This is a genomic window from Aquibacillus rhizosphaerae (assembly GCF_030282825.1).
In the GTDB taxonomy this organism is placed as follows: Bacteria; Bacillota; Bacilli; order Bacillales; family Amphibacillaceae; genus Aquibacillus_C; species Aquibacillus_C rhizosphaerae.
Genome location: NZ_JASTZU010000030.1, coordinates 1 through 17,572 on the forward strand (window position 1 = coordinate 1; position 17,572 = coordinate 17,572).

General features: G+C 40.1%; 11 protein-coding genes. 2 read left to right on the forward strand and 9 right to left on the reverse strand.

Going from position 1 to position 17,572, the window contains the following annotated elements; translation table 11 throughout:
• The coding region (locus QQS35_RS08665; protein WP_285931582.1) for a BclA C-terminal domain-containing protein at window positions 1–1,062 on the forward strand (1,062 nt) is incomplete at its 5' end.
• A 286-nt stretch (window positions 1,063–1,348) separates the two neighbouring features.
• Window positions 1,349–2,416: a tetratricopeptide repeat-containing glycosyltransferase family 2 protein gene (locus QQS35_RS08670; RefSeq protein ID WP_285931583.1), complete on the forward strand. Its 1,068-nt coding sequence runs from the start codon at window positions 1,349–1,351 to the stop codon at window positions 2,414–2,416.
• A gap of 1,073 nt (window positions 2,417–3,489) precedes the next feature.
• On the opposite strand, the gene QQS35_RS08675 is transcribed toward QQS35_RS08670, so the two are convergent.
• The 9 genes from QQS35_RS08675 to QQS35_RS08715 all read right to left on the reverse strand — a co-directional run bounded on the left by QQS35_RS08675 (window position 3,490) and on the right by QQS35_RS08715 (window position 17,561).
• Window positions 3,490–4,431 (reverse strand): FAD:protein FMN transferase, encoded by a 942-nt coding sequence (locus QQS35_RS08675; protein WP_285931584.1) that lies wholly within the window; start codon window positions 4,429–4,431, stop codon window positions 3,490–3,492.
• A gap of 73 nt (window positions 4,432–4,504) precedes the next feature.
• Window positions 4,505–5,695 carry an NAD(P)H-dependent oxidoreductase gene (locus QQS35_RS08680; RefSeq protein WP_285931585.1) on the reverse strand — a complete coding sequence of 397 codons (1,191 nt, stop codon included), beginning with the start codon at window positions 5,693–5,695 and terminating at the stop codon, window positions 4,505–4,507.
• A 17-nt stretch (window positions 5,696–5,712) separates the two neighbouring features.
• Window positions 5,713–6,321 (reverse strand): NADPH-dependent FMN reductase, encoded by a 609-nt coding sequence (locus QQS35_RS08685; protein ID WP_285931586.1) that lies wholly within the window; start codon window positions 6,319–6,321, stop codon window positions 5,713–5,715.
• Between the two features lie 78 nt (window positions 6,322–6,399).
• The gene (locus QQS35_RS08690) at window positions 6,400–6,552 is read right to left on the reverse strand and encodes a hypothetical protein (RefSeq protein ID WP_285931588.1); all 153 of its coding nucleotides are present in this window, start codon (window positions 6,550–6,552) and stop codon (window positions 6,400–6,402) included.
• 639 nt (window positions 6,553–7,191) lie between these two features.
• Complete coding sequence (locus QQS35_RS08695) at window positions 7,192–7,905, reverse strand: 4'-phosphopantetheinyl transferase family protein (protein ID WP_285931590.1); 714 nt, start codon at window positions 7,903–7,905, stop codon at window positions 7,192–7,194.
• The gene (locus QQS35_RS08700) at window positions 7,898–9,286 is read right to left on the reverse strand and encodes a DHA2 family efflux MFS transporter permease subunit (RefSeq protein WP_285931591.1); all 1,389 of its coding nucleotides are present in this window, start codon (window positions 9,284–9,286) and stop codon (window positions 7,898–7,900) included. The genes QQS35_RS08695 and QQS35_RS08700 overlap by 8 nt, the downstream gene beginning before the upstream one ends.
• Window position 9,287: 1 nt before the next feature.
• On the reverse strand, window positions 9,288–9,509 hold the full coding sequence (locus QQS35_RS08705) for an MbtH family protein (protein WP_285931593.1): 222 nt from the start codon (window positions 9,507–9,509) through the stop codon (window positions 9,288–9,290).
• Complete coding sequence (locus QQS35_RS08710) at window positions 9,493–16,650, reverse strand: amino acid adenylation domain-containing protein (protein WP_285931595.1); 7,158 nt, start codon at window positions 16,648–16,650, stop codon at window positions 9,493–9,495. Before QQS35_RS08710 ends, QQS35_RS08705 begins: the two co-directional genes overlap by 17 nt.
• Before the next feature lie 17 nt (window positions 16,651–16,667).
• Entirely contained in the window at window positions 16,668–17,561 is an 894-nt protein-coding gene (locus tag QQS35_RS08715; protein ID WP_285931597.1) for an isochorismatase family protein, read from the reverse strand.
• Window positions 17,562–17,572: the final 11 nt, after the last annotated feature.

The window sequence follows — 17,572 nt, forward strand, 5'->3', positions numbered from 1 at the left end:
GAACCAGGGCCTACGGGACCACCGGGGATTACTGGCGCTACAGGGCCTACAGGACCGCCGGGGGCTACGGGGCCACCGGGGACTACAGGACCGCCGGGGGCTACGGGCGAACCAGGGCCTACGGGACCGCCGGGGGCTACGGGCGAACCAGGGCCTACGGGACCACCGGGGATTACTGGCGCTACAGGGCCTACGGGGCCACCGGGGACTACAGGACCGCCGGGGGCTACGGGCGAACCAGGGCCTACGGGACCACCGGGGATTACTGGCGCTACAGGGCCTACGGGGCCACCGGGGACTACAGGACCGCCGGGGGCTACGGGCGAACCAGGGCCTACGGGACCGCCGGGGACTACAGGACCGCCGGGGGCTACTGGGGAACCAGGGCCTACAGGACCACCGGGGATTACTGGCGCTACAGGGCCTACGGGACCGCCGGGGACTACAGGACCGCCGGGGGCTACGGGGGAACCAGGGCCTACAGGACCACCGGGGATTACTGGCGCTACAGGGCCTACGGGGGAACCAGGGCCTACGGGACCAACAGGACCTACGGGCGAAACTGGGCCTACAGGACCACCGGGGACTACTGGTGCTACAGGGCCAATAGGACCTACTGGTGCTACAGGAGCAACCGGGCCAGCTGGCGGATTATCCCAATACGGTTATATTTACAATGTCGGTGCTCAGGTTGTGCCTATAGAGGCAGATGTCACTTTTGATTCAAATGGAATAATTACACCTGGGATTACGCATGCCCCTGGAACCTCACAAATTCTAGTTACCACACCGGGAGACTATAGTGTTACTTTCTCTGTGTCGGGTGTACAGCCAAATCAATTCTCACTATTTTTAAATGGGACACTTGTTGCAGGAACCGTCTATGGTTCAGGAGCCGGTACTCAGCAAAACAACGGTCAGGCTATAATCGCCGTGTCAGCTGGTGATGTTCTTACCCTTAGAAATCATAGTTCTACTGCAGCGGTTACCCTACAGACTTTAGCTGGAGGAACACAAACAAACGTAAACGCTTCTGTTCTCATTAAAAAATTGGATGGGTAAGGAACCCTCATAAAATCAGTGTGAATTTATATTAAGATTTCATCTAGCGTTCCGACGGGTAGGGAGGAACACTTGGAGAATAAACCCGACAATTCACACAGTACTAACGAATTTTAATATTTGTATAACCGAACCCTCTTTAATCAATCACCCCTCATTTTTATGTAGGCATGAAATGAGGGGCAATTGTTTTCTGGAAAATTACTTACCAAAATTATACACACCAAAAAGAGTTTTTTACATAACTTGAAAATAAGAAGATCAGAGATTAAGGAGTTGATTAAACATGATTACAATTAGTCTTTGCATGATTGTAAAAAATGAAGAAAACACTATCGCAAGATGTCTTGATTCGGTAAAAGACATTGTAGATGAAATCATTATAGTAGACACAGGTTCAACAGATAAAACGAAAGAAATTGTTTCACAATATGCGAATCGCATTTTCGACTTCCAATGGATTGATGACTTTGCTGCAGCCCGTAATTTCGCATTTAAAAACGCCAAAATGGATTACATTTTTTGGTTGGATGCGGATGATATATTAATGAAAGATGATTGCAAAAAATTATCAAAGTTAAAAGAGACACTTGACACTACCATTGATTCTGTCACCATGCACTATAATCTGAACATAGATGAAAACGGAAATGTCATTACGAGCCTACGTCGTAATCGCCTTGTAAAAAGGGAAAATAACTTCCAATGGTATGGGCCAGTACACGAATACTTGGAAGTTTGGGGAAATATTCTAAACAGCGAGGTTGCTGTTACCCATTGCAGCATGCATCATGACTCTGACCGTAATCTCCTTATCTATGAAAAACGAATAAAACAAGGTGAACAATTCTCTCCAAGAGACTTATTTTACTATGCAAATGAACTGTTTGAACACGATAGGCTTGAAGATGCTATCAAATATTACAAACAATTTTTAGCAACAGATAATGGATGGATAGAAGATTACATTTCTGCATGTGGGAGGCTTTCCGATTGTTATAGTGCATTGGATGATTATGAAAACGAGCTTTATTTTATTTTGAAATCTTTTAAATACGACTCACCTCGAGCTGAATTCTGCTGCAGATTAGGATACAGGTTCCTTCATAATAATCACTCTTATCAAGCTCTTTTTTGGTACAAACTGGCCACCGAACTCGAAAAGCCCAGTGACAAATTAGGGATGATCAATCATTCTTGCTGGACTTGGCTTCCGCATTTACAATTATGCGTTTGCTACTCACAAATAGGGAATCATGCACTAGCCTATGAACATAACGAGATTGCCCGGAAATACCTTCCTGATCACCCCAGCATTCTTCATAATAAGCAATATTTAGAAAGTATATTATAATAGAGTCGGTACCATTTTTCTAATAGCTAAGAAATACCACCTGTATATTCTTCATAGACTAATAATTCATTATTGTTTCCTAAACCTTTCTGCAAACTGAAGTAGCAATCAGTATTCTATACAACTTGATTGAATAGAATAGGATATCACTAAGATTCTCAAACGAATACCTTCTACAAAAACTAAATAACTTAATTTTTTTCAAAAAGAGTAAGAACCAATTGATTGAATCTATATAAATAAAAACAGTACCAATCAACTTACGAATAGTGACAGGCACTGTTCGTAATAGTCTTTTTGTATGGTTAGCTTAATCGTCACACCACGCGAGAAATGATTCTTGCACAATTGGTATTAAAACCCTTAGGTTTTGTTCACAGATAATAAAAGCATTTTGCGTGTTTCCTCCTCCTCTCTTTTGTTTATCTTTTTCTTTTACTTTAAGTATGTACCGGGTTTTATCCTGTGATTGTTCCGGAATACCTCCTGATTCTGTCCTAGGTATTGTCCATTAATGGTGAAGATTCTTCAATTATGTAACCAATATAACAATCTTGTTACTTCCTTCACAGTAATCATACAGTGTACCATCTCTTCATTTTTTTGTCTTTTTCATCTATAATCGCTAGAAAGTTGGTATTAGGTGTATATGTTGGGTGAAACTAGGTAGGTTTTCTTCCTGACGAGGATACAGATTCTTTTTCTCTAATAAAAAGAGTAAGATTACCTAAATGGATAATTTCCACCCAAGTATCCTCGGTCTATTAATAGAGAATATTTTCATGTTTTCAAAACGTCATTATAGAACCTTATTTTGCTACTTACATATTATTATCCGTTTCTTGGGTACAGTTGGTTCCACATATTCCAAGCCAAGGAATAGTGAAGTAGTCTTGATGTTAACTATATCCGGCAATGGTGCTTGCAATAATTTTTCGGCGAATAGCAACTTCCACAAATTAGAATGCATCATAAAGGCTTCAGTGTGTACCTTACTGACAGATGAAAGATTAATGCGGATTAATTCTTCTCCAAACGTAGATTAGGAAGCAACGAACCGTCCCCTGCTTCCTTCATGAAGTATATTCCACAAGATAGTTTTTAAGAGATTTTGAATAATAAAGCTTAGCATCCTTGGTAATAACAATTCCCTCTATATCATCTAATTGATTTAACGTATTCATTATTTGGTCAGGGGACTGTCCGAATAATCGACTCGTCCATATTTCACCATCGATTGACTTTTTAGATACAACGGTTAAACCAGCAACTTGTGATTCAATCGGATAGCCAGTATTAGGGTCTAATATATGATGGTAAGTTTGGTTGTTCATTGTAAAATTCCGTTCGTAAATTCCAGAGGTAACAACCGATTGATTGAGTGCCTTTAAAACGACGATATAATTTCCTCGTGGCTCTAAAGGGTGTTGTATTCCTATTCGCCAGTAACCATCCTCATGTTTTGGAGCATTTCCATAGACCATTACATTTCCACCTAAGTTAATCAAAGCAGATGATGTATTCATTGACTTCAAATCATCAATTAAAAGATCGGCAATAAATCCTTTGGCAATCGCACCTAAATCTATAAACATACCGGTATATTTTAGAAAAACGGTTTGATTATGGTCATCAAAGATGATATCGCTCGCATTTGTGGTTTTAAGTAAGGATTGAATTTTTCTTTGTGAGGGAACGGTCGCATCTTCAGATCCAATACGCCAAGCTTGAACAAGAGGGCCAATGGTAATATTAAAAAAACTGTTGGAAGCAGTGCTATGTATTTTTCCTATTTTTATTAAATCGTATAAACTCTGATTCACTTTCACTGGCCGAATCCCTGCATTGTTGTTAACTTCCATTAATTCTGAATTTAAATCGTGAGCACTAAAACGTTTCTCGTATTTTTTCAATTTTAGTATCAATTCTTCCAAAACAAAGGCTGCATAATCATGTTCAACCGATAAATAGATAATTGTTCCCATCATATGTATTTCGCGACTTTGTACGTCCATACTTTCACCCTTCCATTAAGGATAATTTATCAAATAAATTTGAAAAAGAGGCCTTCGAGACCTCTTTATTTTCCTAATTGTTCTTAACTGTAGCTCCTGATACAGAATCTACTTTGGAAGTTGCTCCTGATACTGCATCAACACCGCCTCCAGTTAACTGTTGGCCAGTTTGTTCTAAATACCAATCGATAATTGGTTTAATATCACGTACATATTCGTTGATTCCTAAATAATTTCCTTCTCCATTACGAACGGCTTGGTAGCTATGAACGACAAACTTATCCGGTCCGTGTGTAGGTACATGGGTTCTTACGACATCTTCTTTACCAGTACGTAATTGTTGAATGACCCATGCAACGCTACTATATGCTCTATCTGGGTGACATTCTGCTAATGGATAACCTACTTGTTCCGGTCTGCGAGCGGCCAACATATCTTCAGCTTCATACTTATAGTTATAATACAAGAATTGATTATTGCTATCCGCAAACGTTAATTCTGCTGGCATTGAATCTAAAAAGTAATTGATTTGGTCAACGGTTAAAATACCGCGATTTAACTTAACGTAAGTATTACCGTCAACTGCATTCGTCTTGTTAGCAGCTTGTTCAACCCAGTCATCGTCTAACATATTGATATCTTTTATTGTTGTATCAATGAATCCAGTCGCATATAAATCCTCTGTACTCGATAAGTCCTTCATACCATCAGGGGAATGCATGACATTGACAACATTGATAAAACGGATGAATTTCTTTATACAACTTTCTAGAAATTGTGTCGTTTCTTTATCTTTTAGATTTTTTTCCTTATCGAATGCTTTATGCACTTCACCTAAAAGGAACTCATTCCCTGGCATGACGACAGCGTTTACACCAGGAGCATCTAATATTTGTCGTAAATGTAGTTGAGAGCGAGATGACCCTTGGACATCGTAAGAAGCGCCTACAATCATTACAGGCTTTCCGTCAAGTGGATGAATTTTAAATGATAGCCATTCTAGAACACTTTGTAATGCAGACGGGATAGAATGGTTGTATTCGGGGGTTGCGATAATTACACCATCTGCACCAAGAATTTTTTTGTTTAGATCTTGGATTACATCACTATTTGTTTGATCATCAGATTGATTAAACATTGGCACATCTGCAATATCCAACACTTCAACATCAATTAATTTATTAAACTTTTTAGCGATAAAATCTAACAATAGACGATTATATGAAAAATCAGCGTTCGATCCAACTATTCCGACAATTTTCATCTTTATACCTCCTTGGATTAATGATCTTCCCATGAGAAGCGTTGTGCTTGTTTCTTGTGAACGCTTTTCGCGCTAACTAATTGATTGGTAATATCAACAAATTGTATAAAGTCATTAAAAATACCCTCAAGCTCTTCTATCTTACTTTGATTCTTTAGATCACCATTTTCATCAAAGGCTTGCAATGAATAACCTAATAAGAACTCAGAACTCGGCATAATGCGTGCTTTTAACTCAGGTGCATCAAGCATTTGCCTTAAGTGTGCTTGTGAACGTGAGGAACCTAATCTTCCATAAGACGCCCCGGTAATCATAACTGGTTTATCAATGAGTGGCTGCGTAGTATAGGACAACCATTCTAACGTACTTTTTAATACTGCTGGTACGGAATGGTTATATTCGGGCGTACTGATGATTACTCCATCTGCTTCCATAATTTTGTCAGAGAGTTTTTGTACCTCAACAGGTGGTTCCCTGTCTTTCGGTTTATTAAAACTAGGTAAGTCCTTTATCTCACAAACTTCCATGTTAGCTTTACCCGCAAAATGTTTTTGAATAAATTGTAGCAATTGACGATTTGTAGAACTATCAGAGTTTGTGCCTACTATACCTACAAAGTTCTTCATTTTACTGCTCCTTTCACATAGAATATAAATTGTAACTATTTCTAGTTTTTCCTAAATTTTCTACTACTAAACTAGTTTTTATAAGAAAGAAGCAGGGGACGGTTCCATGCCTCCAAACTTCAAAATCCACGAACTGTCCCCTGCTTCAACTTTTTTATTCTCTAATGCTCGCCAAAAATGCTTTATAACTGGAATAGCATTATCCATTTTCTTATTTAACGCTTCATCCATTAACGAATACCTGTTTCAAAATTCGCTGTCGCCATATCCCTGGTACAAATGTTTAATTTTACGATTATCAACAACAACATAACTATTTTTGGTACCCATTACTACAACTACAATACTTGTAGCGACTCTGCAAATTCATATATATAAGATTATCGAACACAGAGTGGAAAAAGTTACGAAATTCGTAAAAAGAGAGCCTGCCCAAAATTCAATGGACAGACTCTCGATACTTATACCATTTACGGATATTAACTAATTAGAATTCTTTTTCTATATAAAATCATACTTTTAATTAAAAAAGTGATTTCTAGTGAGGGTCTCCCATTTATCCGTCACATATCTTAACTTGAAAGTTATATATTATACTATGAAATCGTTATATACACTTTTTATATTGTTATAATAAAAAGTTTATTAAAGATTAGTAGAACTTGCACATAACCTGAAGAGTATTAAGTAAATAGTACCTACTCTAAGCTATTTCATCATTCAGTTTAGTGCTTAATATATATGTGATATAAGCCTGTACAAAGTATTCTATAGCCTTTCCTGCTAACTCCCAACAGCCATGGATTAATTATTTTCATATAACTATCACAGTGAGAAATGCTTTTTCTATATTTATTGATTCCAATTAACTTAAAGTAACGCCATTTTTTCTAATAGTGATTGATATGGAATTTCTTTGAGTTCCATCGGAAACTGTTCCCCATTTGCTGCACATACCGACAATATAAAATCTTTATCCACCCTATACGTTCTGCAACTAAACCGATCAATTTGGCTACTCCCATTTACGTCAATAAGCTGAACCTTTCCAGATTGTTGTATGATAACTTCAAACGAGGATAGAGGGTAGGATAATCCCTTTCCAATTGCTTTGACAACACTCTCCTTAGCTGTCCAGGTTTGATAGAACGCAGATACTTGGTCTACGTGCCGAACGATAGTCTTATATTCATTCCTAGTGAAAAAAGATTTAACAAATTTAAAATCAAATGGCTTCAGTTGTTCTAAATCGATCCCTACAGGCGAATGATGAATAGCGCACGCCAAGCATTCCCCAGAGTGGGAAATATTATAATGAAAGGCTGGAAAATCGGGCAGAAAGGGTTTTCCATAACGATTATACTTAACCCTATCATAACTCAGCTTTTCTCCATGATGAACAGCAAACAGGTATTGAATAACTATATCCCCGATTATTGATCGGAATTGGTCATTCAGAAACTTAAATTTCCGTATACGTTCAATTCTTTCTTTACTCAAATAAGGCAGCAGTTCTTCTACATCTCTTGTACTTCTTTTCTGTGGTAGTTTACATACATATATTTCTACTAATCTATTATCCATTTGCAGCATGTGCCTTTACACGATCCTTTTTTACCTCTTTATAAGAAAAGCTAGTCAAATAACAGATAACTAGAAAGAAAGCTGCGCCACCAAGTGCGATTTGATACGGAACGACATTGGTATCCCCTGACTGTTGGAAGCCAAGGATACTTGCTAATAAGGCGACTCCAATTACTCCCCCAAATCGTTTCTGAACATTATGCAGTGTTGTTGCTTGACTCATATGCGGTTTAGAAATCGATTGGAATGCTGTAATTTGTGCTGCTGTTACTGCATGTCCTAAAAATATTCCTATCCCAAACATCAGGCCGCGAATGACCCATTGGTTTGCCTCTACAAACAATGCGATAAGGCTAAACACAACAATAGAGCCTAATAATGATAATTGCATGAGTCGACGGACACCTAACTTTTTCATGGACCAAGGCATAAGCTGAGAAGCAACCATAAGCCCAAGTGCCTCAGGAAAAGTTGTTAAACCTGTTTGAAATGCTGATATCCCCAAGGCATTCTGATACATAAGCGGAAATACATACAACATCCCAAACAATCCTGCTGCGGAGAACATACCAATTACACTCATAATTCGAAAGGAGTTATCTTCAAATAGTCTTAAATTGAGCATCGGTGCCTTATCTGTTAGTTCAACCTTGATGAGAACAAATAATAACCCAAGACCTATTAGAGCCATTACATAAACCTGTGGCTGACTCCATCCTACGACTGGCGCTTGGATCAAGGCATAAATTAACAATCCTATTCCAGGTAATGAAAGGACAAACCCCTTCACATCAAAACGCCCAATAGAAGGTTCCTTGTATTCTCGCACATACAAGCCAATTAGAATGAAAGCAATGAGACCAATCGGCACATTAATGTAAAAAATCCAACGCCATGAAAGCTCTTCAACTAAATACCCACCAACAACAGGTCCAATTGCTGGTGCAACAGCAATTGGAATAACAAGAAATCTAGATAGCCTCGGACGCTCCTCTGGTGGAAAGGTACGGAATAAAATGGCCATACCTACTGGTGCAAAAAATCCTGCCCCAATTCCTTGAAGAACACGAAATAGGTTCAACAGGACCTGAGTATCAGCCATAGCACATAAAACGGAAGCACCGGTAAAGATGACTAATGCTATCATAAGGATCCGTTTTGATCCAAATCGGTCACCCATCCAGCCTGCAATGGGCAACATCATGGCAATACTTACAAGATATCCAATATTTACGGCACTTGTTGCAGAAGCAGGAACACCAAATTCGTCCCCAATGGTGGAGAGAGCAACGTTAATAATCGTTGCATCCATTGCCACCATGAACATGGACATCACATAGACTGCAATAATCATTTTCTTATAAAACGAAAAAGATTTCATCCTATGTCCCTTGCCCTACTGAAGTTTCTTGTATTGATGCATTGGCACATATATCCTTCCAGTGTGTTTCAATATAAGAAATACAATCCGTTCTATTCGCTACTCCAAATTGAATATCCCATCCAGTTGGGATATCTAAATAGGAAGGCCAGAGGGAATACTGGCCTTTATCATTTTTTAACGCGTAAAATCCAAGTTCTTCATGATCAAACGGATTTTTCATTTTTTTTCACTCCTTCTAATTCTGTTAAATAGTTAAGAATGTACGCACCTATTTCGGCTAGTGGAACAGGCTGACACATGTCCTTATGACGACAATTAATTTCATGCTCTTGAATGTCTCCTATCACATACGCCTTCCACGTATCTGTATAAATAGGATCGAACCAGTCAGGGATAATTGTCGAGCGGAAAAATAGCAGATCCCCATAATAGGCTTTAGGCTGATAGTTATGAAGAATCGTTACCGAATTGACATACGTTTCCTTTAAATTCATTAGTGTTTCATGACTCAAACTGGCTAGGGCACTTCCGTCTTTTTGAAGAAGATCTAAGACATTTTCAAACGTAACTTTTCCTTCACTTAGGTTGCTAGGTTCGTAGCCTCCTAGGGCTAGCAAGGCATTTAGTGCTTCTTCATCATTAGGCTTTTCTTTCATTGGTAAATAGTGACTAGGATAGGCATCTAGCATAGCCAAAAGTCCAACTTCTTCTCCTTGACGCTGTAATTCAGTAGCCATGGCATGGATGACATTTCCTCCAAGCGACCAACCAACTAAATGATAGGGACCATGTGGCTGTATGGTTTGTATATGTTCAACATAATCCCTTGCCATTTCTTCCATTGAGGTCGGCCATCCAGTTTGTTCGCCAATCCCACGAGCCTGTAATCCATACACCGGGTAATCCTTCCCAAGCATATGGAGTAGACCCGCATAACACCAACTCAGTCCTCCTGCTGGATGAATACAAAATACAGGTTGTTTTGTTCCGCCTCTTCTAAGCGGTAACAGGATATCCAATGCACTCGAATTCCCTCCTCCTTCAAGCTGCTCTGCCAATCCTGCAATCGTTGGAGCCTCAAATAAACTTCCAATCGTCATTTCGACGCCGAGTGTTTGTTTGATCCTTGTCATCAATTTCACAGCAAGTAGGGAATGACCACCTAGATCAAAGAAGCCCTCATCTATCCCAACACGATTGAGATTCAATACTTCCTTAAATAACTGGCACAGTACTTCTTCTTGTGGTGTTCTAGGTCCCCGTTCAGATAACGCTCCGTCATATTCAGGAGCAGGCAATGCTTGTTGATCTAGCTTACCGTTAGGAGTCAATGGCCATTCCTCCACATAAACAAACGCAGAAGGTATCATATAATTCGGAAGTCGATTGGAAACATATGCTTTCCAATCTGCTTTCTCTAGCTTTACACTTGCAGATGTTTGTAAATAGGCGACTAAACGCTTATCTCCTGGTTGGTCTTCACGAACAAGAACAGCTACTTGATTTACATCAGAATGTTGTGCTAGGATCGTCTCAATTTCACCAAGCTCTATCCGAAAACCTCTAACTTTCACTTGATGATCTGACCTTCCAATGTAATCAAGAGTTCCGTCCTCGCGCCATTTAGCAAGGTCCCCAGTACGATACATTCGAGAACCTTTATCTCCGAATGGATTAGCAACAAATCTTGTGGCAGTTAAGCCTGATCGACTTAAATAGCCAAGTGCGAGTCCCTCTCCTATTACATACATTTCACCAACTACTCCAGGTGGTACTGGTTGTAGCCATTGATCTAGCACATATACACCAAGGTCGGGGATATTCTCACCGATAATGCTATTAGCACGTATATCAACACTTTCCTTATTTAATTCTATAAAACTAACATGGACGGTGGTCTCCGTAATACCATACATATTGATTAACTTCGGTGCATCGTCTAGATGGCGCTTATACCAATCAGCTAATCGTCCCAACTCAAGTGCCTCTCCACCAAAAATAACGTAACGAAGTGACAGTTCTTGTCCAATCTCTTGATGATCTTGATCTGCTTGCATGAGCTGATAGAACGCAGATGGGGTTTGGTTTAATACAGTCACCTTCTCCCTCACCAACAGTGTTAAAAATTCAACAGGTGTACGACTAATATCATGAGGCACGAGCACTAAGCGACCTCCATATAACAATGCCCCCCATATTTCCCACACGGAAAAATCAAACGCATAGGAATGGAAAAGTGTCCAAACATCATCATGATCAAAATGAAACCAGTGAGCTGTTGATCCGAATAACCGAATTATATTTTGATGAGGAATGATGACTCCTTTTGGATTCCCAGTCGATCCAGATGTGTAAATAACGTAGGCAGGATCTTGTGGCATTAATGGCCTCAAACGCTCTTGGTCGGTCGGGTTAGAACACTTTTGCCCTTCCAATTCCCGCCCTACTTTCGGATCATCAAGAATGATTAGCTTTTCACCCTTTTCGTTCCCTACATCCTCTGCATGTTTACTAATGGTAACGGTACATACCGGCTGTGAGTCATTTTTCATATATTCGATTCGTGCCGTTGGATAATTAGGGTCTAGAGGGACATAAGCTGCTCCTGCTTTTAAAATGCCAAGCAAGCCAATAATCATATCCAACGAACGTGGCATTGCTAACGCCACATATTGACCTGGGCCAACTCCTTTGTTAATTAATAAATGCGCTAGACGATTTGCTTGACTGTTTAGTTCTGCATAGGAAAGTCTTTGATTTTCAAAGGTCAATGCCTGCTTGTTTGGATAGGTGTTGACTTGCTGCTCAAACTGATGCGGGAGCGTATCTTGCACCACACTCATAGCCCTGTTACTCCGCTGATTTAATAAGGATGCTCTTTCCTCTTTTAAAAGAATGTCCACTCTAGAAATTGACTGATCTATGTTTTCGATTGCATGTTGAAAAAATTGCTGCAATCTATCAACTAGTTTTTTAATGGTTTCCGGTTTGAACAAGTCTTTCCTATATTCCACTATGCCTTCCAAACCCTCACCTTTATTAATGGAATGCTCTATGAACTCAAAGGTCAGATCGAATTTTGAAGCACCAACACTTCCAATGCTTACCCTGCTATCTATACCTGGCAATGAAAGAGATGGTTCTGGTGTGTTCTGAAGGATAAGCATCGTTTGAAACAACGGATGTTTCGATCTTGACCTAACGGGATTTAGTACTTCAACAAGTCTTTCAAAAGGAAGGTCTTGATGCTCATAAGCACGTATATTAGTGGTCCGAATGCGTGCAAGTAACTCACGAAAAGTCGGATTACCTGATGTATCTGTGCGAAGGACGATTGTATTTACGAACAAACCAACAAGATCATGTAATACCTCCTCACTCCTTCCAGCGACAGGGGTACCTAGTGGAATATCATCGCCGCCCCCCATTCTCGTTAATAAAGCACTCAAGCCTGCTTGAAGAACCATGAATAAGCTGACCCCATTTTCCATAGAAGTCTCCATTAGTTTTTGATGGAGGGAAGGCTCTATCCAAAATGAGTATGTGCCTCCTTGATTGGATGCCTCTACTGGTCTTGGATAATCCGTAGGTAATTCGAGTTGATCAGGTAAACCTGCAAGTGCATTTTTCCAATACTTCATTTGCTCCGCCATTAGACTATCACTTTCCTTTTCCTCACCGAGTAACGAGGATTGCCATATGACATAGTCTGAATAATCAATAGGTAGCTCATTCCAAATTGGAGCCTCTTGTTTTGTACGTGCGTGGTAAGCCTGTTCTAAGTCACGTGTAAACGGATGAAGTGACCAGCCATCCCCAACCATATGGTGGATAAGTACCAGTAAGGTATAGCGTTCCTTTCCCTTATCAAACAACCGTATTTGACAGCATGGCTCATCTGAAAGGCTAAACCGATACTGAACTGCCTCTTGGAGTATATGATCCATTTCTGACGGTTCAACGATTTCTAGCGGTAGCGAAGGAATGATCTGTTTAGCATCCAAAATGTATTGGTTTGCTTCTCCTTGATTGTTTTTAAAAATGGTACGAAGCGCCTTATGTCGATCGATAACATCATATAATGCTGATTGTAATGCCTTTCGATCAAGGTCTCCATCAAGATCAATCACGATCGGAATATTGTAGGTAGGACTTGGACCTTCTAGCTGATGTAAAAACCATAGACGCTTTTGTGCAAAAGATAACGGAATTACCTCTTGTTTCTCCACTTTGGCAATCATCGGTCTAGCTTGTCTTCCAACAGTGAGATGTTCAATAATACCTGCAACGGTTGGTGCTTCAAATAGCTTTCCAATCGTAATGTCCACATCAAACACATCCCGAATACGGTTGATTAGTCTACCTGCTAGTAAGGAATGCCCACCTAGATGAAAGAAATGATCATGAATACCAACATGTGGGACACCAAGAACCTCTGCAAAGAGCACGCAAAGAATTTCTTCCTGAGGTGTTCTTGGTTCCTGAAACTGTGTACTATTATTTTGTTGAGGAGCAGGTAAAGCCTTCTTATTAATCTTGCCATTTGGTGTTAATGGAAAGTCATCTAGCATGACAATAGCAGCTGGAACCATATACTCTGGTAACTGGGTAGATGCTAAATCACGTAACTCCCCTTGAATGGATACGGAATCAGAAATAATATAAGCAACGATACGCTTGTCACCAGGTCGATCTTCTCGAATCATTACTGTAGCCTGCTTTACTTTATGGTGTTCTGACAAAACGGCTGTAATTTCTCCTGGTTCAATTCGAAATCCTCTAACCTTCATTTGGTCATCTGCCCGCCCAACATACTGAATCGTACCGTCAGCATCCCACAATGCTTTGTCCCCAGTACTATACATTCTTTCCCCTTTTACACTAAATGGATTGGCGACAAATCGCTCCGCAGTTAATCCTGGTCGATGATGATACCCTGCTGCAAGCCCTTTTCCAGCAATAAACATATTTCCAACTACCCCAGGTGGAACTGGCTGGAGACTATCATCCAAAATATAGATGTTTGTGTTCCTAATTGGTTCTCCTATGGATGGGATACTATTCTCTTTTATTGGTAGGGTCATCGCTGTTGACCATACAGTCGTTTCCGTCGGACCATAGAGATTTGTGACTGTACACTTCTGTTCATGTAATGCTTTTAGCAAGGCTTGCGGCAGAGCTTCTCCTCCAACAAGTACTTGTAATCCTTGAACAGCTTCAGGAGTCATTGTCACAATAGACTGCCATAATGTAGGTGTCGCCTGCATGATCGTAATCGATTGTTCTTTTATTTCTTGGACAAGCTGACGTGGATCTTGTATTGTTTCCTTATCGACAATGACACATGTTGCACCTGAGAGTAATGGTAAAAACAGCTCTAATACAGAGATATCAAAAGCAATAGTTGTGACAGCAAGGAGTCTTTCCTTTGTGGAAAGGGAGAACCTTTGATTCATCGCCATCAGAAAATTGGTAACACCGTTCTTCGTAATTACTACCCCTTTTGGAGCCCCTGTCGATCCAGATGTGTAGATCATATAAACAGGGTCATCCCCCGCTACGTCTACTTCTGTGTAGGGTTGTCCCTTAAATGCCTTTAATTCTCTTCTTACCTGTTGGCTATCCATCACGAGACATGGCACATTCCTCGATTGAAAATGCAGACTTGTTGAAGTGTATGTAATTGCATAGGTTGGTCCTGCATCCTTTAACATGAAGTCAATTCGATCAGCTGGATAGCTCGGGTCGATTGGTACATAAACAGCTCCCACGTTCATAACAGCTAGCATGGCAAAGACCATCGTTTCAGAGCGCGGAAGTGCTAAAGCAATCACATCCCCCTTCTGAATTCCACGTTGTTCAAGCAGATAAGATAAGCGATTAACCTGTTTATAGACTTCTTGATAGGAATAAGATTTGTCCCCAAAAACGATTGCTTCATGTTCAGGTGTTTCCTGAACTTGCTGCCTAAACCCTGTAACAATACTGTTAAGAGAATTCTCTTCACTCGTATCATTCCACTTCTCTACAACCTGATAATATTCCTCATCTAATAGAAGCTTCTGTTTTCCAATAGGTTCGCTAAAATCGATGTCAGTAAGCTTCGCCATACCTTTCACTATCCGTTGCATATGAAGCTCTACGTCACCTACTGCATAGATAGCTGGATTAAAGTTAACCTCGATACGAATTCCTTGTTCCTGTTCATATATATTTACAGATAAATCTTCAGTAGGTCCAGTCGCGAGTTTATGTGTCAATCCTTTCGCTTCACCAAAATTCCACTCATAGGAAAATGGCATGATATTGACTTGAGGACCAAACAAGCGCATCTGATCACCCACTCGATTCAAATCACGTCTTAAATCCTCATGCCGATAAAGCTGGTGGGAACGAAGCTGCTTCATATTTTCCCTTATTTGATATACAAGTTTTAAAAAGGACTGGTCAGAACAGACCTTTACACGAAGTGGTACTAGATTCATAACCATTGCCGGAACTTGTAAAGCAGCAGATCCAATTCGATTCATCATCGGAACACTTAGCACAATTTCTTCAGCACCCGTTAAACGGTGAAAATACACAGCAAGAGAAGCTATCATTACTTCTGACCAGTGTAAAAGATTATCGCTAGTCTTTTTTTTCAATAACTCAAATGTGCTACCATTTAAAAAGTCATGATACTGACCAACTCTTTCCGGTATGGTAGAAGATCGCTCCGATAAGCTCACGACTTCTGGCTGATCGCGGAATTGTTCCATCCAAAACTGACGGTCCAAATCGAATTTATAGGAGTGACGGTAGGCTTGGTCTTCATCTAAGACAGACTTAAAAGAAGAAAATAGACCTTTTCCATCAACTACCTTCCCATTCAATAATGATGCGTACCATTTCGAAACCCCCTGGCTAAGTAAGGTAAACCCATATCCATCTACTGCTATATGATGTACTTTTAGATACCAAAAATAGTGATTTTCACTTAATTTGAATAAGAAAGAAGTAAAGAGAGAATCCTTACTTAAATTAATCGGTGTGGACACGTCTTCTTTCATCTGATATAGCGCTTCGTCGTATGGATCCTTTTTGTTAGTCAAATCGATAACTAAAAATGGAAAGACCCGTTCCGAACGTAGCATTTGCCACGGTCCTGTTTCCTCTTCTCCAAACTGCATATGGAGGGAATCCGCTTCTAACAGTGTGTTTCTAACAGCCTGTTCAAAGCAGGACATATCTAATATGCCACGAATCTCCACATATTCCGCTGTATTATAAATAGAATTATTTGGCTCCAGTTGTTGCGCATACCATATGCCAGTCTGCGCACCTGTTAAAGGCCAACGCTCGCTAATTGTCTGTTGCATAAATGTCCCTCCCTTTGTCATTCAGACATGCTGACCTTTTTTGCTTCCACAATGTTCCACCAATCCTTTAACGTTGGCTTCTCAGCCAAGGTCATAAAGTTAATATCTATTCCTACTTGTCTCAACTCTTCTGTGAGACTCATCATCCGGATGGAGTCTAAGCCTAGATAAATCAGATTTTCTTCAACCGAAACTTCTTGAGGGTCTTGTTCCAATAATGCTGAGACTCTATCACGAAGTCCTTCAAATGAATCTAAACTTGCTCGCGGATGTTCATGCCCGGTTTGTTCCAGAATCTGTTCTGTTGTAACGGTGACACCGCACCGTGTAGCTACATATTGCATAGCCATTTTATGTTGTTCTTCCGTAAAGTCAGCTACAGCATCGGCAACAAAAAAGCTTTGAACATCCTCCATAAAAGCTTCTGTAGCTGTAACTAAGCAGCCAATATGTGCATAGACACCACAAATGATGAGCTGATCACGTCCTGTTTCTTGAAGAAATGTCTGAAGACTCGTGCGTTTGAAGGCACTATAACGCCATTTCGTTAAAATAAGGTCATCCTTATCAGGTTCCAGTCCATCAATTATTTTTGTAACGGATCGATCATCCGACAGGCCATCTCCCCAGAAGTCTTGAAGAAGTGCTCGATCTTTTGGATTCTGGTTTCCCGGTTGTGCCGTGTAGACAACTGGAATGTTTAGTCTTTTGCATTCCTTTTTTAGTGTGGCAATGTGTTCAACCAATTCAGGAATAGGAGATTCTTGCATGTCATAGGCATTCAAGAAATATTGTTGCATATCATGAATAAGCAGCACAGCTCGATTTGAATCAGCCTCCCATGAAACTCGATTAGTTGGCATGTCTAATTTCGTTGGCATATCATAGCTTTTAATGGTTGGTAATCCCATTCTAAGCACTT

Coding starts and splice junctions, on each gene's coding strand:
- QQS35_RS08715 (WP_285931597.1), bottom strand. CDS start 17,561: ATGGGATTACCAACCATTAAAAGCTATGATATGCCAACGAAATTAGAC.
- QQS35_RS08690 (WP_285931588.1), bottom strand. CDS start 6,552: ATGGATGAAGCGTTAAATAAGAAAATGGATAATGCTATTCCAGTTATA.
- QQS35_RS08705 (WP_285931593.1), bottom strand. CDS start 9,509: ATGAAAAATCCGTTTGATCATGAAGAACTTGGATTTTACGCGTTAAAA.
- QQS35_RS08695 (WP_285931590.1), bottom strand. CDS start 7,905: ATGGATAATAGATTAGTAGAAATATATGTATGTAAACTACCACAGAAA.
- QQS35_RS08685 (WP_285931586.1), bottom strand. CDS start 6,321: ATGAAGAACTTTGTAGGTATAGTAGGCACAAACTCTGATAGTTCTACA.
- QQS35_RS08675 (WP_285931584.1), bottom strand. CDS start 4,431: ATGGACGTACAAAGTCGCGAAATACATATGATGGGAACAATTATCTAT.
- QQS35_RS08710 (WP_285931595.1), bottom strand. CDS start 16,650: ATGCAACAGACAATTAGCGAGCGTTGGCCTTTAACAGGTGCGCAGACT.
- QQS35_RS08700 (WP_285931591.1), bottom strand. CDS start 9,286: ATGAAATCTTTTTCGTTTTATAAGAAAATGATTATTGCAGTCTATGTG.
- QQS35_RS08670 (WP_285931583.1), top strand. CDS start 1,349: ATGATTACAATTAGTCTTTGCATGATTGTAAAAAATGAAGAAAACACT.
- QQS35_RS08680 (WP_285931585.1), bottom strand. CDS start 5,695: ATGAAAATTGTCGGAATAGTTGGATCGAACGCTGATTTTTCATATAAT.